Origin of the sequence: Rothia gullae (assembly GCF_024294905.1) — a bacterium.
Lineage (GTDB): Bacteria > Actinomycetota > Actinomycetes > Actinomycetales > Micrococcaceae > Rothia.
On record NZ_JANCOC010000014.1, the window covers coordinates 1 to 25,718 of the forward strand.

Annotated in this window: 20 protein-coding genes and 1 riboswitch; of the genes, 13 read left to right on the plus strand and 7 right to left on the minus strand. The window is 61.5% G+C overall.

The annotated features are described in order from the left end of the window. Window positions 1-117: 117 nt before the first annotated feature. Both NML54_RS07970 and NML54_RS07975 read right to left on the minus strand, forming a co-directional pair. Window positions 118-1,719, minus strand: coding sequence for an acyl-CoA carboxylase subunit beta (locus NML54_RS07970; protein ID WP_254757320.1), 1,602 nt, complete (start codon window positions 1,717-1,719; stop codon window positions 118-120). A gap of 311 nt (window positions 1,720-2,030) precedes the next feature. Further along, entirely contained in the window at window positions 2,031-2,312 is a 282-nt protein-coding gene (locus NML54_RS07975; protein ID WP_254757322.1) for a YciI family protein, read from the minus strand. 220 nt (window positions 2,313-2,532) lie between these two features. On the opposite strand from NML54_RS07975, the gene NML54_RS07980 reads away from it, so the two are divergent. The 9 genes from NML54_RS07980 (at window position 2,533) to gatB (ending at window position 13,890) form a co-directional block, all read left to right on the plus strand. Further along, entirely contained in the window at window positions 2,533-3,474 is a 942-nt protein-coding gene (locus tag NML54_RS07980) for a biotin--[acetyl-CoA-carboxylase] ligase (RefSeq protein WP_254757324.1), read from the plus strand. An 80-nt stretch (window positions 3,475-3,554) separates the two neighbouring features. Then, a complete protein-coding gene (locus tag NML54_RS07985; RefSeq protein WP_254757326.1) occupies window positions 3,555-4,043 on the plus strand; it encodes a PH domain-containing protein in 489 nt (162 codons plus the stop codon). 290 nt (window positions 4,044-4,333) lie between these two features. Continuing rightward, window positions 4,334-5,485, plus strand: coding sequence for an adenylate/guanylate cyclase domain-containing protein (locus NML54_RS07990; protein WP_254757329.1), 1,152 nt, complete (start codon window positions 4,334-4,336; stop codon window positions 5,483-5,485). After that, entirely contained in the window at window positions 5,482-6,375 is an 894-nt protein-coding gene (locus tag NML54_RS07995; RefSeq protein WP_254757331.1) for a PP2C family protein-serine/threonine phosphatase, read from the plus strand. Before NML54_RS07990 ends, NML54_RS07995 begins: the two co-directional genes overlap by 4 nt. A 212-nt stretch (window positions 6,376-6,587) precedes the next feature. Next, the gene (gene ligA / locus NML54_RS08000) at window positions 6,588-8,843 is read left to right on the plus strand and encodes an NAD-dependent DNA ligase LigA (protein ID WP_371925803.1); all 2,256 of its coding nucleotides are present in this window, start codon (window positions 6,588-6,590) and stop codon (window positions 8,841-8,843) included. 696 nt (window positions 8,844-9,539) lie between these two features. Then, window positions 9,540-10,253 carry a transglycosylase family protein gene (locus tag NML54_RS08005; protein WP_254757333.1) on the plus strand — a complete coding sequence of 238 codons (714 nt, stop codon included), beginning with the start codon at window positions 9,540-9,542 and terminating at the stop codon, window positions 10,251-10,253. Window positions 10,254-10,468: 215 nt separating this feature from the next. Beyond that, on the plus strand, window positions 10,469-10,765 hold the full coding sequence (gene gatC, locus NML54_RS08010; RefSeq protein WP_005507016.1) for an Asp-tRNA(Asn)/Glu-tRNA(Gln) amidotransferase subunit GatC: 297 nt from the start codon (window positions 10,469-10,471) through the stop codon (window positions 10,763-10,765). 15 nt (window positions 10,766-10,780) lie between these two features. Then, window positions 10,781-12,385 carry an Asp-tRNA(Asn)/Glu-tRNA(Gln) amidotransferase subunit GatA gene (gene gatA, locus NML54_RS08015; RefSeq protein WP_049338850.1) on the plus strand — a complete coding sequence of 535 codons (1,605 nt, stop codon included), beginning with the start codon at window positions 10,781-10,783 and terminating at the stop codon, window positions 12,383-12,385. Beyond that, window positions 12,385-13,890 (plus strand): Asp-tRNA(Asn)/Glu-tRNA(Gln) amidotransferase subunit GatB, encoded by a 1,506-nt coding sequence (gene gatB, locus NML54_RS08020; protein ID WP_005507019.1) that lies wholly within the window; start codon window positions 12,385-12,387, stop codon window positions 13,888-13,890. Before gatA ends, gatB begins: the two co-directional genes overlap by 1 nt. A gap of 464 nt (window positions 13,891-14,354) precedes the next feature. Here the strand turns inward: gatB and NML54_RS08025 are convergent, their stop codons facing one another. The 4 genes from NML54_RS08025 to NML54_RS08040 all read right to left on the minus strand — a co-directional run bounded on the left by NML54_RS08025 (window position 14,355) and on the right by NML54_RS08040 (window position 19,466). Further along, window positions 14,355-16,532, minus strand: coding sequence for a S9 family peptidase (locus NML54_RS08025; protein ID WP_254757335.1), 2,178 nt, complete (start codon window positions 16,530-16,532; stop codon window positions 14,355-14,357). 258 nt (window positions 16,533-16,790) lie between these two features. Next, on the minus strand, window positions 16,791-17,621 hold the full coding sequence (locus NML54_RS08030; RefSeq protein WP_254757337.1) for an ABC transporter: 831 nt from the start codon (window positions 17,619-17,621) through the stop codon (window positions 16,791-16,793). A gap of 1 nt (window position 17,622) precedes the next feature. Further along, complete coding sequence (locus NML54_RS08035) at window positions 17,623-18,483, minus strand: ABC transporter permease (RefSeq protein ID WP_254757339.1); 861 nt, start codon at window positions 18,481-18,483, stop codon at window positions 17,623-17,625. After that, on the minus strand, window positions 18,480-19,466 hold the full coding sequence (locus NML54_RS08040; protein WP_254757341.1) for an ABC transporter ATP-binding protein: 987 nt from the start codon (window positions 19,464-19,466) through the stop codon (window positions 18,480-18,482). Before NML54_RS08040 ends, NML54_RS08035 begins: the two co-directional genes overlap by 4 nt. A gap of 340 nt (window positions 19,467-19,806) precedes the next feature. Next, window positions 19,807-19,919, plus strand: a riboswitch (SAM riboswitch). A gap of 103 nt (window positions 19,920-20,022) precedes the next feature. On the opposite strand from NML54_RS08040, the gene NML54_RS08045 reads away from it, so the two are divergent. The 3 genes from NML54_RS08045 (at window position 20,023) to NML54_RS08055 (ending at window position 23,493) form a co-directional block, all read left to right on the plus strand. Then, window positions 20,023-21,369, plus strand: a complete 1,347-nt coding sequence (locus NML54_RS08045) for a bifunctional o-acetylhomoserine/o-acetylserine sulfhydrylase (protein WP_254757343.1) — start codon at window positions 20,023-20,025, stop codon at window positions 21,367-21,369. Window positions 21,370-21,573: 204 nt separating this feature from the next. Next, window positions 21,574-22,887: a homoserine O-acetyltransferase MetX gene (gene metX, locus NML54_RS08050; RefSeq protein WP_254757345.1), complete on the plus strand. Its 1,314-nt coding sequence runs from the start codon at window positions 21,574-21,576 to the stop codon at window positions 22,885-22,887. A gap of 393 nt (window positions 22,888-23,280) precedes the next feature. After that, the gene (locus tag NML54_RS08055; protein WP_254757347.1) at window positions 23,281-23,493 is read left to right on the plus strand and encodes a MerR family transcriptional regulator; all 213 of its coding nucleotides are present in this window, start codon (window positions 23,281-23,283) and stop codon (window positions 23,491-23,493) included. Between the two features lie 244 nt (window positions 23,494-23,737). On the opposite strand, the gene NML54_RS08060 is transcribed toward NML54_RS08055, so the two are convergent. Next, window positions 23,738-24,553, minus strand: a complete 816-nt coding sequence (locus NML54_RS08060) for a MerR family transcriptional regulator (RefSeq protein WP_256500365.1) — start codon at window positions 24,551-24,553, stop codon at window positions 23,738-23,740. Window positions 24,554-24,647: 94 nt separating this feature from the next. Between NML54_RS08060 and NML54_RS08065 the strand changes: the two genes are divergently transcribed. Then, window positions 24,648-25,400 (plus strand): alpha/beta hydrolase, encoded by a 753-nt coding sequence (locus tag NML54_RS08065; protein WP_254757351.1) that lies wholly within the window; start codon window positions 24,648-24,650, stop codon window positions 25,398-25,400. The last annotated feature ends 318 nt before the right edge of the window (window positions 25,401-25,718 follow it).

Sequence of the window (25,718 nt, forward strand, 5' to 3'; positions counted from 1 at the left end):
CCCCCCCCCCCCCCCCCCCCCCACCCCCCCCCCCCCCCCCCCCCCCCCCCCCCCCACCCCACCCCCCCCCCCCCGCCCCCCCCCCCCCCCCCCCCCCCGCCCCCCCACGACGGAAGCCTACAGCGGGATGTTGCCGTGCTTCTTGGCCGGGGTGGCCGCACGCTTATCGTGCAGGGCACGCAACGAAGAAATAATGCGCACGCGAGTCTCACTCGGGGCAATAACCTCGTCAATGTACCCCAGCTCAGCAGCCTGGTACGGGTTCAGCAGCTCTTCCTCATACTTGGTGATCAGCTCAGTGCGGCGAGCTTCAACATCGCCGCCCTCAGCCGCCAGAGCAGCCAGCTCACGACGGTACAGAATGTTCACCGCACCCTGAGCACCCATCACACCAATCTGAGCGGTGGGCCAGGCCAGGTTAATATCGGCACCCAGCTTCTTCGAACCCATCACAATGTACGCACCGCCGTAGGCCTTGCGGGTAATGACGGTAACCAGCGGAACGGTCGCCTCCGCGTAAGCGTAGAGCAGCTTAGCGCCGCGGCGAATAATGCCGTTGAACTCCTGATCAGTGCCGGGCAGGAAGCCGGGAACATCCACAAAAGTCAGAATCGGAATGTTGAACGCATCGCAATGACGCACAAAACGGGCAGCCTTCTCGGATGCAGAAATATCCAGGCAGCCGGCGAACTGCATCGGCTGGTTCGCCACAATACCGACCGTGCGGCCCTCAACACGGGCGTAACCAATCATTACGTTCGGAGCGTACAGCGCCTGCATCTCCAGGAAGTGGCCGTCATCGACCACGGACTCAATGACCGCACGCATATCGTAAGGCTGGTTCGCCGAATCCGGGATGAGAGTATCCAAATCCAGGTCGTCCACGCTCACCTGCGCCTCCTGGTCATGCTCCAGGGGCAGGGACTCCGCAAGGTTATTCGAGGGCAGGAACTCGAGGAGCTCACGCACAAAATCGAAAGCGTCTTCCTCATCCTCAGCCAGGTAAGTGCTGGTACCGGTCACGGCGTTATGTTGACGCGCGCCACCGAGGGTTTCCATATCCACGTCCTCACCAGTCACGGTCTTAATGACGTCCGGGCCGGTAATGAACATGTGCGAAGTCTTATCCACCATGATGATGTAGTCAGTCAGAGCGGGGGAGTACGCGGCACCGCCAGCGCAGGGGCCCATGATGACAGAAATCTGCGGAACCACACCGGATGCGCGCACGTTCATACGGAAAATATCGGCAAACATCGCCAGAGAAGCCACGCCCTCCTGAATACGGGCACCACCACCATCATTAATGCCGATAACCGGGCAGCCGTTCTTCAGGGCGAACTTCTGCACCTTCACGATCTTCTCGCCGTTCACCTGCGAGAGAGAACCGCCGTAGACGGTGAAATCCTGCGAATACACAGCAACCAGGCGACTATCCACGGTGCCGTAACCGGAGACCAGGCCGTCACCCAGAGGCTTCTTCGCCTCCATGCCGAATGCGGTGGTGCGGTGGCGGGCGAGGGCATCAAACTCTACGAAAGAACCCTCGTCCAGAAGCATATCGATGCGCTCGCGGGCGGTGTGCTTGCCGCGTGCGTGCTGCTTTTCGATAGCTGCCTCACCGCTGGGCGCGAAGCTGCGCTCTCGACGTGCATAAAAATCAGCGAGCTTACCGGCGGTGGTGCTCAAATCAAATTCCTGCTGGAGGTTCTCGGACATTATTCCTCGTTCCTGCTCCACCCGATTGTCGGGAGCCAGTGGTTGCGGTGATAGTGTGCTCAGGTGCTCTGAAGGGCACTCTTGAACAATGTACATATCTTTCAACTATAGTGCGCAATAGCCCACATATGCCAGGTGGGAAGCCAGAATATCAACACTAGATACACTTTTATGCACACACTGCCCGCAATGATGCGCGAAGAGTACTGAAGAGGCATCTATGGCGCGAAGATACGATGCGGAAACCCCCTCTCGCGCCGGCAATCCATACCAGCGAAAAGGGGGTTCAAGCTACTATAGCTTTGCAAAATTTAGATGGTGCCCAGGACCGGGTTCCATTCGGTGATGGTGTGAGACAGAACCGCACCACCAATGTTCATGGGGTCGCCAGCAACCAGCTTCTCAGCTGCATCAACGGAGTCGACCTTTGCAATCAGCAGAGCGCCGGAGGGAGTCTCACCGTCCAGCAGGGGACCGGAAACAATCAGGTTGCCCGCCTCAATCTGCGAACCAAGGTACTCGCGGTGAGCCGGACGGTACTTCGTCTGCTCCTCGGGAGCAGCGTAAACATAAGTAATTGCGTAATAAGCCATAGCGGTCTTCTTTCGAGCAGGGCGGAGGAACCTCCGCAGCCGGTCGGTGCTTGATGCACCCTCACTGTCTAATGTACCGTCTCGGGTGCTGGGCGGGCATCACCGACGGCAAGAAATTGGTATGGTGAGAAACTAGTGCGACTCGGTAGAAACCGGCAGATTTCGGTGACGGGTCGGCATACTGCAGAGTAGTTTCGGACAGAGCAGAAAGGCGCAGGCTATGGAGAAGAACATGCACATCGAGAGCGATCATTCGGTTTTGGATGCACCGCGCATCCGCACCATCGCAATGGAAACCGGGTACTCCAGCGTAAACCTTTACGATGAAGTCGACTCCACCACCACCCGCGCCCGCGAACTACTCATGGACGGCAGCGACCCCGAACGCGAACAGCTCGGTGAGCTCTCCGTCTACGCCAGCCTCTACCAAAGCGCCGGACGCGGCCGCCTCGCCCGAGCCTGGACCGCCCCTCCCGGAGCCTGCCTCGCCGCAAGCATTGTGGTCCGCGCGCACGCCTCCGCAGACCCGCTCGCCCGAGAACTCCCCGAAGATAGCTACCACTGGCTTACCCTCATCGCCGGGCTCAGCGTGGTCGATATTTGGCGCAGCTACGGCGTGGACGTCGCCCTCAAATGGCCCAATGACGTCATCACGCAGGGGGCCAAAGGCTGCGGAATTCTCGCCCAGCTCGTTCCCGAAAGCGGCTCCACCGAGGGGCAGCGCAGTATTATTGTGGGCATCGGACAGAACACGAACATGTCCGCCGAACAGCTGCCCGTACCCACCGCCACCAGCCTGAGCCTATGTACCGGGCAGGTCATCGACTCCTCCGAGGTGCTCACCCAACTACTAAGCATCTTCGCCCGCCGCTACCGCGCCTTCGTGCGCGCCGGCGGCGACCCGGAACGCCCCGACCCGCTCAACCCGGAGAGTCTCAGTCTGCTCGATCAGGCACGCGCCGCCACAGCAACCCTCGGCGCCAGCGTGCGCATGAGCCTGCCCGACGGAAGCACCGTAGAAGGCACCGCCGAAGACCTCGACGCTCAGGGGCGCATCCTCATTCGCCGCGAGGACGGAACCCTGGAGCCCTACGCGGTGGGCGATATTGAGCACCTTCGCCCCGCCAACGGTAGCTACGGAGATTTTCAGCAGGCACACTAGAACCAACCCCTAAAATTTCAGCCCGGCACGGCAACATCTCTCAACCCACACCACCTCAACCAGCACAGCTAAGGAACACCATGCGCTTGCGCGGAAAACTCAACCCCGGTGAGCATGTCATCATCGCCACCCGACAGCACTACGGTGCCCTGCTGCCCGCGCTCGCCTACTTGCTGGTTGCCATCGCTGCCTCAACTTTTGCCTCCACGGCACGGTCTTCACCGATTCTGTGGATTCTCGGCATGATCTGCGCGGTTGGTGCCGTCCTCGGAGCGGTGCGTACCGCATGGCGTTGGGCGACCACCTCCTACCTGCTCACTACGCACCGGCTCGTGGTTCGCCGCGGCGTGATGACCCGAACCGGAGACGAATCCCTCTACCTGGATTCCATGGGGGAGCGCTGGGTAAAACAACGCGGACCGGGTGCCTGGCTGGGATACGGCTCCGTGTATGTGGTCTGCCGCGGAGCGCACCACCGCCTGACCTATGTGCCTGAACCTAAGCGTTTCGAAAAAGAAATTAAATCCGCTCAACGCGACTACTACGCCCTGCGTTCCTGCTACATCTAGCCCTCTACGAGATGCGTCCGCCCACTACAGGAGGGCGGACCGGATGGCTCAGAGCCCCACCCGGCACCTAAATCAGCCGAAAAAATGCGGATTAGAGTATTCTTAAATGTGAATTACTCCACTAAAATATCTTTGGGTGTGGGCGCTTTGATGCCCAAAACACCGCAGTGGAGGGTATATTAACAAGGTGCTACGCAGTGAAGCAGCGCACAATCGACGCACGGCACACGCTAGCGCATCCGCACGACAGAATAGACGATCCGGCAGATATGAAAGGAGCGGCAGCGGCAATGAGCACGGCAGACCCCCAGAAACCTGCACACTCTCCGCAGGGCACCGGCGCCACCATGGGCCCCGAAACCCAAATGCTGAACCTCAAAATTCTGCAGAACCTCGCCCAGAACAATATCTACCGAGACGAGGAATCCAAAGCAGGAATTCGAGCCCTCGAAAAGTCGCTCCTGGGACAGGGCCGCCGCTACACCCCCGTAGAAGCCGCAGAATGCGCCGGGCTTCCTCGCGAAACTGCCCAGCGCATCTGGCACAACATGGGCTTCCCGGCAATAGCCGACCACTCGCCCTACTTCACTGAAACAGACGTGCAGATGCTTGTCGACCTGCAGAAGTTGGACGCAGAAGGCGATATCCGCATGGAATATGTGGCATCCCTCGTGCGCGCCGAAGGTCAACTGACCGACCGCACCGTCGCCTGGCAGATTGAGGCGCTCGTACACAACATCATGGTCACTGAAAATCTCAGCGACAATGATGCCCGCCGCAAGCTCCTCAAAGACTTCCCGCGCTACCTTGAGGTTCTTGAGCGTCTGGCGCTATACGCGTACCGCCGCCAGATGTACGCCGGAATCCTGCGCTTGGGATTGCGGGAAAACAATGTGACCACCTCCGGACTTTCTCACCTGCCCTTGGTGCGCGGCGTAGGGTTCGTTGACCTGGTTTCCTACACCTCCCTGGTGCGTAACCTGGATGCCGCGGCTCTTTCTCAGCTCATCAACCACTTTGAGCAGAGCTGCCTGGATATCATCGCACCCCTGGGCGGTCGCATTATCAAGACCCTCGGGGACGAAGTTTTCTTCCTCACCGAAACTCCGGACGCTATTGCAGAAATTAGCCTGCAGCTCTCCGAAAAGATCGGTGCCGACCCGCAGCTACCGGATGCCCGCGTCGCCTTCATCTGGGGCGAGGTTCTGGCTAACCGCGGCGACGTGTACGGCTCCAGCGTGAACCTGGCTGCGCGCCTGGTCTCACTCGCTGAACCGGGTACCGTACTGACCGATAATGAGACAGCAAACACGCTCCGACAGGTGGGAAATCGCTATACTCTCACCTCTCAAGGGACGCGAAACGTTAGAAGCTTTGGTAACGTAGACCCCGTGGCGGTGACTCGTCGCGCGAACTACACAATGGAGATAGACCTCTCATGACTGAACTGAAACTACGTACCGGTGGTGCAACGCACCGCGGCGCACATCGAGAAAATAACGAAGATTCGATGGTCGTCGCCGGTTCCCTTTGCGTGGTCGCGGACGGCATGGGAGGCCACGAAGCCGGTGAAGTAGCATCGCGCCTGTGCGTGCGTCAGCTCGCCTACTCGCCCTTCTTCACCATGCCCGGCGGACGCGGCGAGGAGGAACAGCAGGCCTATACTGAACGCCTCGCCGCCATTGACGACTCCGACCCCGCCAAGCGTCGTCGCCGCGCCAACACCGCCCTCAACAACGAAATTGTGGGCACCCTGAACCGCCTGCACGATATTCTCGGCGAAACCAACGAAGAAATTAAGCAGGCACTCTCACGCGCCGGTGGCACGACCGTCACTGGCGCCTGGCTGACCAGCATCGGTGACCGTAACCTGTGGGTTATTTTCAACGTGGGTGACTCCCGAACCTACCGTCTGCTACGTGAAGATGACGGTATTCACCACTCCGCCATGGAGAAGCTGCCCGGCTCCGAGGGTTCCGCTTCGCTGGAGCAGGTCACGAGCGACCACTCCGAGGTGCAGTACCTGGTTGACGAGGGTCAGATTACCGCCCTGGAGGCGCTGACCCACCCGCGCCGCAACGTGATTACCCGGGCCCTCGGTACCGGCAACTACTGGGAACCGGACTTCTGGGTTCTGCCCGCCCGCGCCGGTGACCGCCTGATGCTCTGCTCCGATGGTCTTTCCGGTGAGCTTTCGCACGAATACATGGCGCGCGTACTCACCTCGATTCGCCACCCGCAGGACGCCGCTGACGTGCTCCAGCACGAGGCGCTGCGCTCCGGCGGCCGCGACAACATTACCGTGATTGTTGCCGACGCTGTCGAAGCCTAAACTTCATATCTTATGATTCACCCCCGCCCTCTTCGGGTACTCGTGCGAGTGCCTGTAGGAGGCGGGGGTGAACTGTATTCGCGTACAGAAACTAAAGAAGTGCAACCTGGGAAGTAGCTACGGTGTTCTTGCGCCAGTGTTTGCGCTGGCGGAACCCGAGCAACATGACGGGCGATAGGGGAGAGACGGAGCAAAAACGCTAGACTGGACGGGTGACTGAGAACAACAACACCCAGCAGACTGCCCCCGCCGAGACTCGAGCAGAGAGCCCCGCAGAAAACTTCGTGGAAAACACCGCAGAAAATACCGTGAAGATTACCGAGGCCCTGCGTGCTGAGTACGCGGAACTGACCGATAAGATTCGTGCCGCCCGCCGCGCCTACTATAACGAGGACGCGCCCTTCCTCTCTGACGCTGAGTACGATGCGCTGTACCGCCGACTCGAAATCATCGAGGCTGAGCACCCGCACCTCATTGCTAATGACTCACCCACCCAGGAAGTCGGCGGCGAAGCCATCGAAGCTTTCGCGCCCGTCACCCACCTGCAGCGCATGTACTCCCTCGAGGACGTCTTCTCCTTCGAGGAGCTGCGAGCCTGGCTGACCAAGACCGAGGAGAGCGCCCGGAACCTCACCGGTAGCGCACCGCAGTGGCTGACCGAGCTGAAGATTGACGGCCTGGCGGTGAACCTGCTCTACCGCAACGGCACCCTCGTACGCGCGGCAACCCGCGGCGACGGTACCACCGGCGAAGACGTCACCCATAACGTGCGCACCATCGCGAGCATCCCGCAGCGGCTGACCGGTGAGAACCACCCCGAAGAGATTGAAATCCGCGGCGAAGTGTTCATCTCCTCCGCCGATTTTGAGAAGCTCAACGAGTCCATGATTGCTGCCGGTAAGAACCCCTTCGCGAACCCGCGTAACGCCGCGGCAGGCTCGCTGCGCCAGAAGGACGCGGCGATTACCGCCTCGCGCCCGCTGAGCATGTACGTGCACGGCATCGGTTCGCGCACCGGCCTGGATATTGCCACCCAGTACGAGACCTACGATTTGCTCGCCTCCTGGGGCCTGCCCGTGAGCCCCTACAGCGAAATCGCCGCCAACACCGAGGCGGTGTTCGACTTCATCAACAAGTACGGCGAGCAGCGCCACTCCCTGGTGCACGAAATCGACGGCATCGTCATTAAGATCAACGACTTCGCGACCCAGGCTCAGCTGGGCTACACCTCCCGTGTGCCGCGCTGGGCGGTGGCGTACAAGTACCCGCCCGAAGAGGTGCACACCAAGCTGCTGGACATCCGCGTGGACGTGGGACGCACCGGCCGCGTGACCCCCTACGGCGTCATGGAGCCCGTGTTCGTATCCGGCTCGACCGTGGAACGCGCCACCCTGCACAACCAGGACGTGGTCAAGGCTAAGGGCGTGCTCATCGGCGACACCGTGGTGCTGCGCAAGGCAGGCGACGTGATTCCCGAGATCGTCGCCCCCGTGGTTGCCCTACGTGACGGCACCGAACGAGAGTTCGTCATGCCCAGCGAGTGCCCCTCCTGCGGTTCGCCCCTTGCCCCCGGCAAGGAAGGCGACGTGGACCTGCGCTGCACGAACCCGCGCTCCTGCCCGGCGCAGTTGACCGAGCGCGTGTACTATGCGGCAAGCCGCGGCGCCTTCGACATTGAGGCGCTCGGATTCGAAGCGGCAAAGGCACTCACCAGCCCCGCAACCCCGCACATCCCTCCGCTAACGACCGAGGCGCACCTGTTCAGCCTCAATATTGAGGACCTGCGCGAGGTCACCATCGAACGTGAGAAGAAGGTCAAGGGTGTGGGCACCGGAAAGATGGAGCGTGTGCCCTACTTCTACACCAAGCCGACCAAGGCACGCCCCGAGCCGAAGCCCACGAAGAATACGCTGAACCTCTTCGCCGAACTGGAGAAGGCAAAACAGCAGCCGCTGTGGCGCGTGCTGGTTGCCCTCTCGATTCGCCACGTGGGCCCGACCGCTGCCCGCGCGCTCGCCGCGGAGTTCGGTTCGATGCAGGCGATCCGTGAGGCTGACCGTGAACGCCTTGCCGCTGTGGAAGGTGTGGGCACCACGATTGCCGACTCTATTATTGAGTGGTTCGCTGAGGACTGGCACGCCGAGGTGGTGGATTCCTGGGCTGCCGCCGGTGTGCGCATGGAAGATACTCGTGACGAGTCCGTGGCACGCACCCTGGAGGGCTTGACCGTGGTCGTGACCGGTACGCTGAATGGTTACACCCGTGACGGCGCGAAGGAAGCCATTATTTCTCGCGGTGGTAAGGCATCCGGTTCAGTGTCTAAGAGGACCCACTTTGTGGTTGCTGGCGCGAACGCCGGCTCGAAGCTGGATAAGGCTCAGCAGCTGGGTCTGAAGGTGCTGGATGAAGAGGGCTTCACCGCCCTGCTCGAGGGTGGTCCGGAGGCTGTTGAGGCTACCGCCGAGTAGACCCGGTGGCGGGGTTACCTGAATCTGACCCCTGCAATATATAGGGCATTCAGGCTCTGGGGTGCGTGCTCCAGAGCCTGAATGCCATTTTCTGGCATTTGTAATTACCACAGCTTTTAAGGCGGAAGCGCCTTAAAGCACTCCCAAAGCGAAGAAATATTTAAAAAATATTTACACGCTGTTCAAAACCCTTAAAGGTGGTGTCTATCGGCCCCGAATCAGAAAGTTCAGTGGGGGAGCGCATCCGGGTTAAATCCCTAGAAAACCCCGAAATTCCGGGGTGAAACCCATAAGGGGCGTGGGGCTCGAGGTCTTAATTAATGTTTCCTTCACTTTTAACCTGAAAGAACCCTGGGAGAACCCGGGACGTTCGCTGTGAACTTGGAATCGGGTTGGAATCATAAAAAACCTCGGCTATCTTTGAGACCAGATAGATTCTCGCAAGGGAATCGCCTGTGTGGTTTCAAGCTTGGAATGCTTGAAACGATGCCCGGTTCTACCGCACGTCCCCATCGAGGAAGTGCCACCCGGATCCCGCACATAAGTGCAGAATCGCTCACGGTGACATGAAATCGGTGGAGAGCCGCTCACATGGTAGAGCCAGAACATGAGTAACCTACTTCGTTATCAAAGGGTGAGCGGCAGCGCGCTAGAGTTCCGGGGACGGAACGAGCGGGGACGGCCCCAAGGAGCATTATGAAGAACACTTCCATTCGTCGTACCGCAGCAGCTCTCGCCATCGGTGGCGCTGTAGCGACTACCGTGTCGATGCCCGCTGCAAACGCAGTAGACGGTGCTACCTGGGACGCACTGGCACAGTGCGAGTCCGGTGGCAACTGGTCCATCAACACCGGTAACGGCTTCTACGGCGGTCTGCAGTTCGCCCAGCAGTCCTGGAGCGGTGTCGGCATGTCCGGCTCCCCCGCAACCGCTACCCGTGCACAGCAGATTGAGGCAGGCGAGCGTCTGCTCGCTATCCAGGGCTGGGGCGCATGGCCCGCATGCTCCGCTAAGCTTGGCCTCTACGGTAAGACCGGCGCAGCTCCCACCTACACTGAGCCCACCACCACCGTGGCTGCACAGTCGCAGACCCAGCAGACCTACACCGCACCCGCGGCACAGGCTGCACCCGCAGCAGTTGAGGCTCCCGCAGCAGCACCCGCTGCACCGGTAGCACCCGTTGCACCCGCAGTTGAGGCACCTGTAGCAGCACCGGTAGCTGAGGCACCCGTCGCAGCTCCCAAGGCTGCAGCCGGCACCTACACCGTGGTTCCCGGTGACTCCCTCTCGCTGATCGCTGCAAAGCTCGGCGTTGCAGGCGGCTACCAGGCAATCGCAGCTGCGAACACCGACATCATCTACAACGTTGACCTGATCTTCCCCGGCCAGGTTCTGACCATCCCCGCCTAAGGATTAACCCTCAAGCGTAACGTGGACACGTTGTAGCCCAACGCCCCGCACCTCAGACGAGGAGCGGGGCGTTGAGCATTTAACCCCAGAACAGGGGAGAAGAACACCGCCTGAACACGCAACCCAGCAGGTAAACCCTCCAACCCCCAATGAGACGGAAAACGCAACCTCCACTACACTAGAGAAGAGACAAGAAAACAAACTACGGGAGAACCATGTCTGCCATCACCTTTGAACAGGTAAAGCACCTGGCATCGCTGGCACTCATTGAGATGACCGATGAAGAACTCACCGCGATGGCGTCTGAGCTGGACGTCATCGTCGCATCCGTTGAGACCATGTCGCAGAAAGCAACTGCCGACATCCCCGCGACCAGCCACCCCATCCCCCTCGAGAACGTCTTCCGCGAAGACGTACCCGTCACCACCCTCACCCAGGAAGAGGCGCTCTCCGGCGCCCCCGACGCACAGGACGGCAAGTTCCGCGTGCCGGCAATCCTCGACGAAGACTAAGAGGAGAACAACCAAGTGAACGAACTGATCCAGCTCACCGCCGCAGAAGCAGCAGAAAAGCTCGCATCCGGCGAAATCACCTCCGTCGAGCTCACCCAGGCACACCTGGACCGCATCGCAGCCACCGACGGCGCACCCCTAAGCGACAACCGAGCAGACGGCAAGAACGGCCTCAACGCCTTCCTACACATCAACGCCGAAGAAGCACTCGCCACCGCAGCAGCAGTGGACGCAGACCGCGCAGCAGGTAAGGAACTGCCCCCGCTCGCAGGCGTCCCCATCGCCGTCAAGGACCTCATCGTCACCAAGGGTCAGCCCACCACCGCAGCATCGCGCATGCTCGAAGGCTGGATGAGCCCCTACGACGGCACCGTCACCCGCAAGGTCCGCGAAGCACGCATGCCCATCCTCGGCAAGACCAACCTCGACGAATTCGCAATGGGCTCCTCCAACGAGCACTCCGCATTCGGCGTAGTCCGCAACCCCTGGGCACTCGACCGTGCCCCCGGCGGCTCCGGCGGCGGCTCCGCAGCAGCCGTCACCGCCTTCCAGGCACCCCTGGCACTCGGCACCGACACCGGCGGCTCCATCCGCCAGCCCGCAGCACTGACCGGTAGCGTCGGAGTCAAGCCCACCTACGGCTCCGTCTCCCGTTACGGCGTCATCGCCATGGCATCCTCCCTTGACCAGGTAGGCCCCGTCGCCCGCACCGTCCTGGACACTGCACTGCTCCATGAAGCAATCGCAGGCCACGACCCGCTCGACGCAACCTCCCTGCCCGATGAGCCCGGCAACTTCGTTGAAGAAGCCAAGGCAGGCGCAGAAGCCGCACGCAAGGGCGACCTGTCCGGCCTGCGCATCGGCGTCATCAAGGAACTCGGCGGCGGCGACGGCGAAGGCTTCGAAGCAGGCGTCCTCGCACGCTTCCGCGAATCCGTTGAAGAGCTACGTGCCGCAGGCGCAGAGATCATCGAGGTCTCCCTGCCCTCCGTCACCGAAGCCATCAGCGCCTACTACATGATCATGTCCTCCGAGGTGTCCTCCAACCTGGCACGCTACGACGGCGTCCGCTACGGTCTGCGCGTCGTACCCGAAGATGGCCCCGTCACCATCGAACGCGTCATGTCCGCAACCCGCTCCGCAGGTTTCGGCCACGAGGTCAAGCGCCGCATCATCCTCGGCACCTACGCACTGTCTGCAGGTAACTTCGACGCCTACTACGGCGCCGCACTGCGCGTACGCACCCTCATCCAGCGCGACTACGCGGCAGCATTCGAAAAGTGCGACGTGCTTATCTCCCCAACCGCGCCCTCCACCGCGTTCAAGCTCGGCGAGAAGACCGAAGGCGACCCCATGGCAATGTACCTGGGCGACGTCGCAACCGTGCCCGTTAACCTGGCAGGCGTCCCGGCGCTCTCCCTGCCCGGCGGCCTCTCCGAAGAGAACAACCTGCCCGTCGGTATCCAGTTCACTGCACCCGCACGCGAAGACGCACGCCTCTACCGCGTCGGCGCAGCACTGGAAGAACTGCTCACCGCAAAATGGGGCGCACCGCTCTACAAGAGCCTGCCCGACACCGAAACTCTGATCCGCGACTTTGACTTTGGGGGAACCAAGTAATGAGTGAAGAAGTCCTCAGCTTCGAAGAAGCCATCGAAAAGTACGACCCGGTCCTCGGCTTCGAGGTGCACGTCGAACTGAACACCAAGACCAAGATGTTCGACTCCGCGCCCAACGAGTTCGGCGACGAACCCAACACCAACGTCACCCCCGTATCGCTCGGCCTGCCCGGCGCGCTGCCCATGGTGAACAAGACCGCTGTTGAGTCCGCCATCAAGCTCGGCCTGGCACTGGGCTGCGACATTGCAGACAAGTCCTACTTCGCCCGCAAGAACTACTTCTACCCGGACTCCCCGAAGAACTTCCAGACCTCCCAGGCTGGTGGCCCCATCGCTGAAAACGGCTCCCTGGACGTTGAGCTCGAAGACGGCACCATCTTCACCGTCGAAATTGAGCGCGCCCACATGGAAGAAGACGCAGGCAAGCTCACCCACGTCGGCGGTGCAGACGGCCGAATCCAGGGTGCGACCTCCTCCCTGGTCGACTATAACCGTGCCGGCGTGCCCCTGATCGAGATTGTCACCCGACCCATCGTCGGTGCCGGTGAGCGCGCACCCGAACTGGCACGCGCCTACGTTGCCGCAATCCGCGACATCGTACGCTCCCTCGGCATTTCTGACGCCCGCATGGAACGCGGTAACGTCCGATGCGACGCCAACGTCTCCCTCATGCCCAAGGGCGCAGAGAAGTTCGGCACCCGCTCCGAAACCAAGAACGTGAACTCCCTCCGTTCAGTCGAGCGCGCCGTCCGCTACGAGATTCGCCGCCACGCAGCGATCCTCGAACGCGGCGAAAAGGTAACCCAGGAGACCCGCCACTGGCACGAAGACACCCGCGAAACCTCCTCGGGCCGCCCCAAGTCCGACGCCGACGACTACCGTTACTTCCCCGAACCGGACCTCGTACCGGTCGTCACCAACAGCGAATGGATTGAGCGTCTGCGCGCTGAACTGCCCGAACCCCCGGCAGAGCGCCGCCGCCGCCTCAAGGGTGAGTGGGGCTACTCCGACGAAGAGTTCCGCGACGTCGTCAACGCTGGCGCACTCGACGTCATCGAAGAGACCGTCGCCGCAGGTGCAACCGCAGCAGCCGCCCGCAAGTGGTGGATGGGCGAAATCGCCCGCCGCGCAAAGCAGGCTGAAGTTGAGCTCACCGCCCTCGGCGTGGAGCCCGCAACCGTGGTCGCCCTCGAAGCGCTCATCTCCGAAGGCAAGATTAACGACAAGATCGCCCGCCAGGTGCTCGAGTTTGTCCTCGCCGGTGAAGGCACCCCCGCCGAAATCGTTGAGGCACGCGGTCTCGCCGTGGTCTCCGACGACGGCGCGCTCACCGCAGCCGTTCAGGAAGCCCTGGCAGCAATGCCCGACGTTGCCGACAAGATCCGTGCCGGTAAGGTTCAGGCTGCTGGCGCTATCGTCGGTCAGGTCATGAAGGCTACCCGCGGTCAGGCTGACGCCGCCCGCGTGCGTGAGCTGATTCTGGCTGAGTGCGGTGTGGAAGGCTAAGCTTTTCCGCTGACCCGGCTCTAACGAAAGAGGCGCTGTCTCCCGAGGTGGGAGGCGGCGCCTCTTTTGTGCTCTCTTGTTCTACGCGGTTGCTTCCGCTTGGAAAGGTGGTTATCGTCCTCGTTCCTACAGGGGCACCTGCCCACGCTTCGGGCACCCTGATGTCACTTCGGACGATACTGCCTTTCCGCGCTGGGACGCTGTGCGGGCGCGGCCGCGTTTTCCGGATGCGCCCTCAGGGTGTCAGCCCGGACGCTCTCCGATGCGGAGCGAGGAGAGGGCGGAGCGTCCGGGTGACGGGTGCCCCTGCGTAGGCGCGGAGGAAATATGTGGCGCCGCGCCCCTGCTTGGTGAGGGGAGGAACGAGGACGAACGCCGTCCCTCCAGCAACACAATGTACTTAAACGAGAAATGCTCCTTCCATATCTTCAAGATATAGAAGGAGCATTCTCTGTTGCTGGGTGTTACTCAGTAACACCGAGGTTGCTCATCAGGAACGCGTAATCCCACGCGATCTCACGCCAACGTGTATACCGGCCGGAGCCACCACCGTGACCGCCCGACATGTCAATCTTCAGCAGCGGTACCGGCGACGACGGGTCAATCTGCTCACGCAGTGCCGCAACCCATTTCGCGGGCTCCACGTAGAGCACGCGGGTGTCGTGCAGGCTTGTCACCGCAGCAATCGCCGGGTAGCGGACCGGGCGGATGTTCTCGTAGGGGGTGTACGACTTCATGTAGGCGTACACTTCCGGGTCCTCAATCGGGTTGCCCCACTCTTCCCACTCCATCGCCGACAGCGGCAGCTCCGGGTCGAGGATGGTGGTCAGCGCATCCACGAACGGTACGGCTGCCAGGCAGGCGGCGTACTTTTCGGGAGCGAGGTTCAGCACGGCGCCCATGAGCAGGCCGCCGGCGCTACCGCCGTAGCAGCCGATACGCGCCTCATCAGCCCAAGGCTTAGCCGCAATGTAGCTGGTGACGTCCACGAAGTCGGTGAAGGTGTTCTTCTTCGCGAGCTTCTTGCCGTTCTGGTACCAGGAGCGGCCCATCTCGCCGCCGCCGCGAATATGTGCGATGACGTAGATGACGCCGCGGTCCAGGATCGACAGCATCGGGATGGAGAACATCGGGTCCATGGACGACTCGTACGAGCCGTAACCGTACTGGATGACCGGGTGCGGCTTGCTCATGTCCAGGTTGGCGCGGTGAATCACCGAGATCGGGATGAGCGTGCCGTCCGCCGCGGGTGCCCAGTCGCGGTATGCGCGGTAGTCCTCGCGGTTGTAGCCGCCGAGTACCGGGGTTTCACGGCGCAGCAGCAGGGTCTGCGACATGGGGAAGTAGTCGTAGACGCGGCGCGGCGTCAGGTACGAGGTGTAGGCGATGCGCAGCACGGGGGAGTAGTTCTCCGCACGTAGTACGGAGGCGGTGTACAGTTCCTCATCGAAGCCGGCAGGTTCCATGAAGGTCACGCCGGCGGGGCGGCGGCGGCGCCACTGCATGGGCAGCTGTTCACGCGGCGTGAGGAAGATACGGGTGGTGGTGTCCGCGCGGGCGGTGACGACCAGGTGCGTTGCAGTGAAGGTGAAGCCCTCCAGGCGCACGTGTTCGCTGTGGCGGATGACCGGCACCCAACGTTGCGCGTACTCTTCGAGGCTTTCACCTTCGCGCGGCATGTCTGCGAGGACCAGCTCGGAGTTCAACGCATTGTAGTCGTGCTGAATTAGCAGGTGCTGCTCGCCGGCAATGTTGAGCGGCTCGGCGTAGTATTCGATGCCTGCGCTCTTGGGGATGAGCAGGGTCGGCTCGCTCTTGGGTTCGCGGATGGGGATGAGGCGCACCTCCGTGTACTCGGAGTTGGAGCTGGTAATGACCACGGAGGAACGGTCGGAGCTCATGGCGGCGCCGAGCCACATGGTGTTGTCCGGTTCCTCGTAAATCAGGTGATCTTCGGTGCCCTGTCCGACGTCGTGCACGTAGACACGCCAGGGGCGCCACGACTCGTCGGGGACGAGGTAGATGAGCTGTTCGGCGTGGTTGATGAAGAAGGATCCCGCTGCAATGTTGGGGATGCTGTCTTCGAGGAAGGAGCCGGTTTCCATGTTGAGGAAGCGCTGCTCGTAGCGTTCGTCGCCCTTTTCGTCCACGGAGATGCTCAGTAGCTTGCCGTTACGTGCGGGCTGGAAGCTGCCGAGGGAGAAGAACTCCATGTCCTTGGCGTATTCGTTGCAGTCGAGGATGACGACTTCACCCTCGAGTACTTCGCCGGGGGTGACGGTCGGCGGGGTGTAGCGCACCACCTCGTCGCCTTCGTGCAGGGCGGGGTAGCGGTAGAAGACGGGGTACTGGCCGCCGGGCACCATGCGACTGTAGTACCACCAGTCACCGATACGGTTCGGGACGGTCAGGTCCGACAGGAGGGTGCGGTCCTTGATTTCGTTGAAGATGGATTCGCGGAGGGGCTGCTGGTCTGCGGTGACAGCTTCGGTGTATTCGACTTCTGCTTTGAGGTAGTTGAGGACCTCTTCGCTTTCCTTGTCGCGGAGCCATTCGTAGGGGTCGATGAAGACGTCGCCGTGGTGCTCGCGGCGGTGCTCGACCTTCTTCGGTGCGGGCGGGGTGAGGTTCTGTTCAGCCATGCTGCCACCTCTTTCATTGAGTTGTGGGTTTGTGAATGGTGTGTGCCGTCTGCGCCCGCGTTCCTGTGCCGCCGGTCGGCGGTGAGGGTGCGCGGGGGACTGGGGGCACGCCTAGTTCTAGTGTATCGAAGAGTGAGGCAGGCTACTATATTGCGGCCTGGGCAGGATTGTCCGGCTCACCTTGTGGGAGCCCCGCCAGAGCCTTCTGCACCGGATGGTGAGTATTTAAAAGGTTTGTTCTTTTTCAGGGTTCACCGTTTACAACAGCGAGGCGCGGGCGCCGGCACGGATGCGGCGAGCGGCAAGGAAAGTCAGCCCCAACCCGATGGCGGCGTAGAGTACTGCCAGGGCTGTGTCTGCCGCCAGGAGAGCGAAGAAAACCGGGGTAGTGCTGCTCGCAATACTGCCAGAGGTATCTAAAGCCTGCACCAGCCGGGACCCGGGAACCCAGGAACACACCCAGACAAGCCACGCCGGATAGGTACTCACCGGCACAATCACGCCCGCGCTGACCGGCAGAACAATAGATAGAACATTCGAGCCCGTGTACGGATCCGACAGGTACAGGCCCAAACCGGCAGCAAAAATACCCAGGCAGACCCCGCCAAGAATCGCAACCGGCATCAGTAAGATGGCGCCGACTAAAAGCCCGGAATTTGCTCCCGCAGCGGAGGATGTGAGGGACAGTAACCACACGATGCCCACATTGCTCAGACCCGTTACGGATGCCAGCAACGCGGGTACCGCCGCCGAACCGAGCCAGTATCCAGCATCCACCGGGCGCGCCGTGCACACGTACTCGAAGACGCCAATCCACCGGTCTGTGGCAACGCGCGCGACAATACCGGCTGCCACGGAGCTGAGGGTCGCAATCAGGGCGGTCGCGCAGCCGATGCGTACCGTATCGTTTGCGGCAAGATCAGCACCCAGAAGCACCGTGAAAAGCACGTTAAGACCGGGTACGAGAACCAGGGTCGTGATGGCCGTTCCGAGGGTTGCGAAGGTAATAGAAGATGACCAGCCAATAGAAGCGGTCGACAGAGCCCGACGCGCCACGCTAGGCAGAGCGGCAGAAGAGAGAATACACACGCTACATCGCCCCCAGGGTGCCGCGACGGCGGGCGGAGGTGAGAGCCTTCCGCGCAAAGAGGAACGAGCACAACGCCCAGATGAAGCTCACGACCAGGGTCTGAATTACGGGCAGGAGCGCATCCGCCGGGGTAGTGATGGCGGTACGCCCAAGTAGCAGGTGAACCGGCGCCTGTAGGGGAATGAGCACACCCGCGGCATCCAGCCAGGCGGGCGCTTCAACGGTCGTGAAGAGAACCCCGGAAAGAATAAAAGCCGGCACGAGCAACAGCTCCTCGTAGGCGATAGCGTTCGGCGTGGCCACGAAGAATACCGCAATCATGAACGTTACCGACAGGCACGCAAGCCACAGCAGGGGAACGCCCAGAACGTAGCGCGGCCAGAGTGCTGAAAAGTCTGTGACCTGCGGGTTGAGCGTCACAAGAGCCCAGATGAGCCACGACAGGGGCAAAGCCGCCAAACCCACAACGGATGCGCTTGAAACGATAGCCGCCAGCACCCGCACCGGAGAAATCGACCCCGAACACAGGTACACGAGGGTCCCACGGAAACGCTCAAAATTGATGATGCCCGCAGACACGATGCAGACCGACCACATGCCCACAATGCCCGCGCGGGTCCACGCGAGAGTCGGGTCAACGGAGTGACCCGCGGAGCTCTGCGCCGCCGCATGCACGGCGAGCGCCTGAAGGATGACTGAGCCGAGTACCGTGCTAATGAGCAGCTGAATGAAGTAGGGGACTGTCAGGAACTGGCGCAGGCTAAAGCCCATGAGCCGTAGCTGCCGGGCGCACTCCTGCCACAGGTCGTACCGTCGACCCTGCCGCTGGAACTCTTCTGAGCGTTGCGTCTGAGCGTTCATCGCTTGAGCCCCTCCGCCATCGCCAGGTATGCCTCTTCCAAGGTTGCCGGGCGCGTGTACGGTTCGGTTCGCGCCCCAATGCGTGCGGCGGCAAGTCCCTCCGTGAGGATGCGGTGCGCCTCGCCCGCCTCGAACGTGGCGCGCTCGCCGTGCCAGTAGAGGGTCAGTTCCCAGCCGGAACCGCGTGGGGCAAAAAGTACCGCCGCCTTATCGCCGAGGAACCCGCGGAGCGTATCAATGCCCTCGGTGGTGGTGGGCTCGGCCTGAACCACGGTCGTGGCGGCAATGCCGGCGTGCGCGGCAACGTCCTCGAGACTGCCGCTCACAGCAACGGAGCCAGCGCCCAAGACGGTGATGGTGTGCGCCAGGTCCTCGATTTCGCCCAGCAGGTGGCTTGTGAGCAGAATGGCGGCGCCGTCTTCCGCGAGAGAACGGATAAGGGTTCGTACGGTTAGGGCGATATCGGGGTCGAGCCCGTTGGTCGGCTCATCCAGCAGGAGCAGGGCGGGAAAGCCGAGCAGGGCACGGGCAATATGTAGGCGCTGCTTCATGCCGCGGGAAAACTCCTGGACAGGCCGCGTTGCCGCATCGGTGAGTTCCACACGGGCTAGGGCATGCTCAACTTCGTGCCCTCGGTCCCGCCCGGAAACCCCCGCAACATCGGCAAAGAACAGCAGATTATCGCGGGCACTGGCGCGCGGGTAGAAGCCGTTCTCCCCGCCCAGCGCGAGGCCCACGTGACGGCGCGCCCGCTGCGGGTGGGCGATAGCGTCAATACCGTTCACGGTGAGGCTACCGCCGGTGGGGGTGAGCAGGGTCGAGCACATCTGCACGGTCGTCGTTTTGCCCGCACCGTTGGGGCCGAGGAGAGCATGAATCTCACCGGAACTGACGCGAAGTGACACCCGGTCGACGGCGGTAAAAGCGTTTTCACCTTTGCCAAAGACGCGGCTGAGCTGCGCCGCATTAAGAACAAGAGACATGGTAGGTAACCTTCGGGTATGACCCTCTGGCCCCTATACCGGAGGGATGCTGAGTAGGATAAACGACGTAGTGAGCCGTAGCGAGTTGTACCCTGCGTGAGTGTATGTGTCATTTCAGTGTACCGAAAAACCGTAGATAAAAGTGATGTGGGTTACTATGTAGATGGTGGGTGTCCGCCTCCGCATTCTGAATGCCTCGCCCTCTGACTGTCCCGGCATCGTCGTTCACGTTTTATGACAGACGTTAAAAAACGTCATCTTTGCAATGAAATGTCTTAAAGTACCGCGCACCCACAAAACCCTTGACCCCACCCCGTGCCTTATGACACTCTAAATAACAGGTCAAGAGCGCCAGCGATAAGCCCCAGCTAGCTGGTCGGCAACCCTCCTCCGCGGTGGGGTGCCCTGGGTGAAGACCGGGCGGCACGCACAAGCGTGACGCAAGCGCGGGACCGATGTGACCGAAACCGGTACATCAATCGTGACAGGATTATTCGACGACGATTCCTGTACCGTCGGCATGCGGCCCCTTAAGAATCCCCAATAGGAGCCACGCATGAGCAACAACACTACCGTCCCGACTCCCGCCAACCCCGCCGGTTGGAAGTTCGAAACCCGCCAGATCCACGCAGGTCAGGCGCCGGATGCCGCAACGGGAGCTCGGGCACTACCCATCTACCAGACCACCTCCTTCGTCTTTGACAGCGCCGAGCAGGCCGCGAACCGTTTCGCCCTCGCCGAGCTGGGCCCCATTTACACTCGCCTTAACAACCCCACCCAGGAAGTCATCGAAAACCGTATCGCCTCCCTGGAAGGCGGCGTAGGTGCGCTGCTGCTGGCATCCGGCCAGGCAGCTATCACTTACGCAATTCTGAATATTGCCGGCGCAGGCGACCACGTTGTTGCTTCGCCCTCCGTGTACGGCGGCACCTACAACCTGCTCAAGTACACCCTCGCCGACCTCGGCATCGAAACCACCTTTGTGGAGGACCCGGACGACCTGGACGCATGGCGCGCCGCAGTCCGACCCAACACCAAGCTCTTCTACGGCGAGTCCGTACCCAACCCCCGCAACGACGTGCTCGACATCGAGCCCATCGCTAAGATTGCACACGAAAACGGTGTGCCCCTGATCGTGGACAACACCGTACCCACCCCGTACCTGCTGCGCCCCATCGAGCACGGCGCAGACGTAGTCGTCCACTCCGCCACCAAGTACCTGGGCGGCCACGGCACCTCCATCGGCGGCGTAATCGTTGACTCCGGTAACTTCGACTACGGTGCAGACCCCGAGAAGTTCCCCAAGTTCAACCAGCCCGCCCCCGGCTACCACGGCCTGGTCTACGCACGCGATTTGGGTAAGGACTCCGCGTTCGGCGCGAACCTCTCCTACATCCTGAAGGCTCGCGTCTCCCTGCTACGTGACACCGGTGCCGCTATCTCCCCGACCAATGCCTTCAACATCGGCATCGGCTTGGAGACCCTCTCCCTGCGCATCGAACGCCACATTGAGAACGCCACCAAGGTCGCCAGCTGGCTCGAAGCAAACCCGCAGGTCGAGAAGGTTATCTGGGCTGGCGTGGAATCCTCCCCCTGGTACGAGCGTGCGCAGAAGTACCTGCCCAAGGGCCCCGGCGCGGTTCTCGGCTTCACCCTCAAGGACGCAACCCTGGAACAGGCCCGCGACTTCGTAGACGCCCTCAAGCTGCACTCCAACGTGGCGAACATCGGTGACGTGCGCTCGCTCGTGATTCACCCCGCCTCCACCACCCACTCTCAGCTTTCCACTGAGGAGCTGGAGAAGATTGGCGTGTACCCGAACTTCATCCGCCTTGCTGTCGGTATTGAGAACATCGACGATATTCTCGCCGACCTGCAGTTGGGCTTCGACACCCTCTCCTAAACGGTGATGCACCCGCAGGCGGACCGGCAAGCTACGGCTTTTCGGTCCACCTGCGGATTCCCCGTTACGGAGCATTTCATAAGCGCGCCGTACCGCCGCCTCCCGGCCTCCCCCCGCAGACTCAACTGCAGATTCAACCCGCAGACGAGTACCCCGCTCACACCCGGCACCACCTCGCCGGCCAACCCAGTGAAGGGACCCCCCATGACCGCCCAGAGCACTAGCCAGTCCGGCACTACCAACCAGCCTGTTACCGCGCCCATCCCCGTGGCGGGCACGCAGCGCGAACACCCCGAAGCGCAAGGCTACCTGCGTCAGCTGAACATCGGCGACCTGGAGCTCGAATCCGGCGTAACCCTGCCTCAGGTCACCATCGGCTATGAAACCTGGGGCACCCTCAACGAGGCTGGCGATAACGCCATCCTGATCCTGCATGCGCTCACCGGTGACACGCATGTCTCCCGCGGCGTACCCACCCCCGACATGCCCGCCCCGCTGATTCGCGCTATCGAATCGGACGGCTGGTGGGAAGGCATCGTGGGCCCCGGCTCGGTCGTGGACACCAACCGCTACTTCGTGATTGCCCCCAATATTTTGGGTGGCTGCTACGGTTCTACCGGTCCGGCGAGCATCATCCCGGAAGGCTACCCGGGTGCCGGTGAGCACTGGGGTTCCCGCTTCCCGCAGGTGAGCATCCGCGACTCGGTGCGTGCTGAGGCGCACCTGGCGCGTGCCCTGGGTGTGAACAGCTTCCGCTATGTGATTGGTGGTTCTCTCGGTGGCGCTCGCGCCCTGGAGTGGGCGGCAACCAACCCCGAGCTGGTCCGCGGATGCGCGGTCATCGCCTCCGGTCCTTCGGCTACGGCGGAGCAGATTTCCTGGGCCCACACTCAGAACATTGCGATTCGTTCGGATGCGAACTTTGCCGGTGGCGACTACTATGCCGGTCCTGCACCGACTGCCGGTCTGGCTCTGGCACGCCGTATCGCGCACACCACCTACCGCAGCCCCGCAGAGCTGGAGCACCGCTTCGGCCGTGAGGAGAACCGCGGCGAAAACACTGTGGGCGGTTCGCTGGGTGAGCCGCGTGGCCGCTACGCGATTGAAAGCTACCTGGATCACCACGGAGCTAAGCTGGTTGAGCGTTTTGACGCGAACAGCTACCTGGCGGTCAATGAGGCACTGATTTCACACGACGTGGCGCGTGGCCGCGGCACCTTGGCACAGGCGCTGGCGCACACCGATTGTGAGTGGACGATTGCGGCGGTGAACACGGACCGCCTGTTCTTCCCGCACGAGTCGCACCGCCTGGCGGAGGCGCTTCCCACCCCGGTACCCGTGGACATTATCGAGTCGAACCACGGCCATGACGGCTTCTTGATTGAGGGGAAGCAGGTGGAGAAGATTCTGGCTCGCGCCCTCGGCGTTGAGGATAATTCCGCCACCCCGAGTGATGCGCAGCGTGAGCGTGAGGCGTTGGATTCTATGACTCGCCTGTACGCTACGGTGACCCGCTAGAACCGCGAGCATTCACGGGGTGCTGACCCAAGCCCCTCTGAAATGCTGTTTATACCACCTAAGTGCGGGTAATTTCCGAGTGGGCTGATAGTGTCTTCACGGGTTCTTCCACCCGCTGAGAATTAACCTTCACCCTAAAGGCTAGATGAGGAGGCGCCGGGTGCTCATATGATGTGAGCACCCTGTGTTTCTTTGCACCTTCTCGAAGAGTGTTGTGCCAAGTCAGGGAATATTTTCCGGTTTTTCGGGTGCTTTTTGGCGCCTCCGCGAGATACCGCGGAAGTAGCCTCCTATTGCACTGGAAGGTAAGGGTTCTCGGTTTGCTTTAGACCCGATCTAACCCCATGCATTAAAGTTGTGGTAAGTATTCAAGAGGTAGCGGAGCAGTTGGGGGTGAGCAACCACGCCCTGCGCTATTACGAAAAAGAGGGGCTCATTGCTGCGCCCCGTGATGCTCACGGAACTCGCGTTTTTGACGAGGAGTCCATCTCCTCGGCCCGGTTTATCGCTACCTGCCGTCAGGCCGGAATGAGTCTTGCCGACATTCGCACGATTTTGAGCAATCCGGACGACCACGCCCTATCTATTCCTATCTTATTGATGTGATGGAGCGTGCCCGTCAGAAGATTGAGGATGAGATTGTGAGGTTGCAACAGAACCTTGAGCACCTGGATCGCCGTATTCAGGAACACCGCCGTCACCTCGACGGCACCCGCTAGGTAACTAGTCTTCTGCAGACGCGTATAAACGCCCGGTATTCCCAACGTTGGGAATACCGGGCGTTTTTCTGTGCTCAGCTGGCATGCTCGGCTACTTAAGCTGAGTTACTAGGTATCTCCACTCCGGAGGCTTACCCCCAGGTAGCTTCCTGCGGGTCAATACCGTGTACACGAGCATTCTCGTAGATGACATCCCGCAACCACTCCGCGAGCCCGGTCGCAAGCTTCTCGTAGTGCGCCTTGAAGCGGGCATCCTCAACGTAACCGCGGGCTAGAATAGCGTGCTTGGCGGGGGTGACCTCAAAGAAGAACAGGGAGGCGCGGTGCCGCTCGGCGAGCGCGTTCGCCTCCTCGCTGCCCGGCTGCACGCCGCGGTTGAACGCCTCGACGAGGGCCTGTTCTACCTCGTCAACCTGCTGTTTGCCGTTCTGCCAGTCGGCACGGTTCATCGTTGCAGTTCGGCGCTGGTATTCAGCCCAGTCGTCAGTTTTTCCGTAACGTTCCTGCGCTTCCTGCTGGTGGGCGAGGCTGAACCCTTCGCCCATAATCTCTGCTTTTTCGGCAGCGCTGAGCTGCTCATTTTTAGGTGCCATGGTGTCCTCCAAAAGGTGTTCGATGGTTTCAAGCATGTGCCCGTACGCGGCGATTTTGCGTTGAAGCATATCCCGCTGAGCGAGCAGATGCTCGGTGCTGTTCGCCCGATCCTGCAGTATGTTGCGAATAGCGTCAAGGCTCATGCCGATGGCGCGGTATCCCATGATGACGGTGATTCGTTCAAGGTCTGTATCGGTGTAGTACCGGTACCCGTTGAACTCATCATGTGCCGGGTTGAGCAAGCCTCGCTGCTCCCAGTGGTGAAGCGTGCGCACTGTGAGCCCGTGTAGTGATGCCGCTTCTCCTACGGTGTATTTGTGCTGCCCGTCAGGTGGTGTTATGTTCGCGTCCATGGTTTCACTCTAAAACCTCACGTTAGGTGAGGGTCAAGCTAGCGGCGGAACCTGCGGTGCAGGTTTGTGGGGTAGTCCTCGCTAAGATGGGTTCATGAGCGAAAACAAATACGTCGTCGAATACACCCGCCCCGAGAACGAACGTGCAGGCACCCACCTGGTGCTCATGCTGCACGGCTACGGCTCCCAGGAGCACGATTTGCTGTCCCTGGCGGCGCACCTTCCGCAGGAGGGCTTCACCTACGCCTCCATGCGTGCACCGCAGCCGGTTGGCAGCCAGTTCTCCGCGGACTCGACCGGCGCCTACATTGCCGCAGACGCTATCGGCTACCAGTGGTACCCGCTGAATCAGCAGCTTGAATCTGATCAGCGCGCCATTGAGCAGGCGAGCGACTACGTGCTGGAGTGGGCGCGCGCGAACCGTGAACCGTACGCTTCGGTGACCCTGCTGGGCTTCTCGCAGGGTATGGGCATCGCAACTTCGATGGTGCGTCACGCTCCCGGCGAGTTTGCCGCAGTGGTGGGTCTGTCCGGCTACGCCGTGGACTCGGATTCGCCGTACTTCAAGGACGAGGAGCTGAAGAAGACCGAACTGCCGGTGTTCTTCGGCCGCGACCAGGAAGACCCCGTCATCCCGCAGGAGATAGTGAACTACACCTACGACTGGATCCGCAAGTACACCGACGGCATCAAGGTGCTGTACGCCGGTATCGGCCACGGCGTTGGCCCCATGGAGATTCGCCATGTGGGCGAGTTCCTGGAGGTGAAGGTGCAGGGTAAGGAGCCGCGTATTCGTGCGCAGAAGGTTGCGGAGGCGACCGGCACCGCCGAGGGTTCTGACGCCTAAACCGACTATATGGAAAGCCCTCGGGTCATGACGACCCGGGGGCTTACGTTGAGCTTTTGCTTCTGCTTGGGATGCCCGGTTCCGCTTGGAAAGGTGGTTATCGTCCTCGTTCCTACAGGGAACCTGCCCTCGCTTCGCTTCGGGCACCCTGATGTCACGTTCGGACGATACCGCCTTTCCTCGCTGGGGTACTGTGCGGGTGCGGCCGCGTTTTCCGGATGCGCCCTCAGGGTGTCAGCCCGGACGCTCTCCGATGCGGAGCGAGGAGAGGGCGGAGCGTCCGGGTGACGGGTGCCCCTGCGTAGGCGCGGAGGAAAT

Excerpts from the sequence above, each read along its gene's own strand:
- gatC (WP_005507016.1), top strand. The coding sequence starts at position 10,469 with ATGTCTGCCATCACCTTTGAACAGGTAAAGCACCTGGCATCGCTGGCA.
- gatB (WP_005507019.1), top strand. The coding sequence starts at position 12,385 with ATGAGTGAAGAAGTCCTCAGCTTCGAAGAAGCCATCGAAAAGTACGAC.
- NML54_RS08060 (WP_256500365.1), bottom strand. The coding sequence starts at position 24,553 with ATGGACGCGAACATAACACCACCTGACGGGCAGCACAAATACACCGTA.
- NML54_RS08065 (WP_254757351.1), top strand. The coding sequence starts at position 24,648 with ATGAGCGAAAACAAATACGTCGTCGAATACACCCGCCCCGAGAACGAA.
- NML54_RS07990 (WP_254757329.1), top strand. The coding sequence starts at position 4,334 with ATGAGCACGGCAGACCCCCAGAAACCTGCACACTCTCCGCAGGGCACC.
- NML54_RS08040 (WP_254757341.1), bottom strand. The coding sequence starts at position 19,466 with ATGTCTCTTGTTCTTAATGCGGCGCAGCTCAGCCGCGTCTTTGGCAAA.
- NML54_RS07975 (WP_254757322.1), bottom strand. The coding sequence starts at position 2,312 with ATGGCTTATTACGCAATTACTTATGTTTACGCTGCTCCCGAGGAGCAG.
- NML54_RS07995 (WP_254757331.1), top strand. The coding sequence starts at position 5,482 with ATGACTGAACTGAAACTACGTACCGGTGGTGCAACGCACCGCGGCGCA.
- NML54_RS07980 (WP_254757324.1), top strand. The coding sequence starts at position 2,533 with ATGGAGAAGAACATGCACATCGAGAGCGATCATTCGGTTTTGGATGCA.
- NML54_RS07970 (WP_254757320.1), bottom strand. The coding sequence starts at position 1,719 with ATGTCCGAGAACCTCCAGCAGGAATTTGATTTGAGCACCACCGCCGGT.
- metX (WP_254757345.1), top strand. The coding sequence starts at position 21,574 with ATGACCGCCCAGAGCACTAGCCAGTCCGGCACTACCAACCAGCCTGTT.
- NML54_RS07985 (WP_254757326.1), top strand. The coding sequence starts at position 3,555 with ATGCGCTTGCGCGGAAAACTCAACCCCGGTGAGCATGTCATCATCGCC.
- NML54_RS08035 (WP_254757339.1), bottom strand. The coding sequence starts at position 18,483 with ATGAACGCTCAGACGCAACGCTCAGAAGAGTTCCAGCGGCAGGGTCGA.
- NML54_RS08025 (WP_254757335.1), bottom strand. The coding sequence starts at position 16,532 with ATGGCTGAACAGAACCTCACCCCGCCCGCACCGAAGAAGGTCGAGCAC.
- NML54_RS08045 (WP_254757343.1), top strand. The coding sequence starts at position 20,023 with ATGAGCAACAACACTACCGTCCCGACTCCCGCCAACCCCGCCGGTTGG.
- NML54_RS08005 (WP_254757333.1), top strand. The coding sequence starts at position 9,540 with ATGAAGAACACTTCCATTCGTCGTACCGCAGCAGCTCTCGCCATCGGT.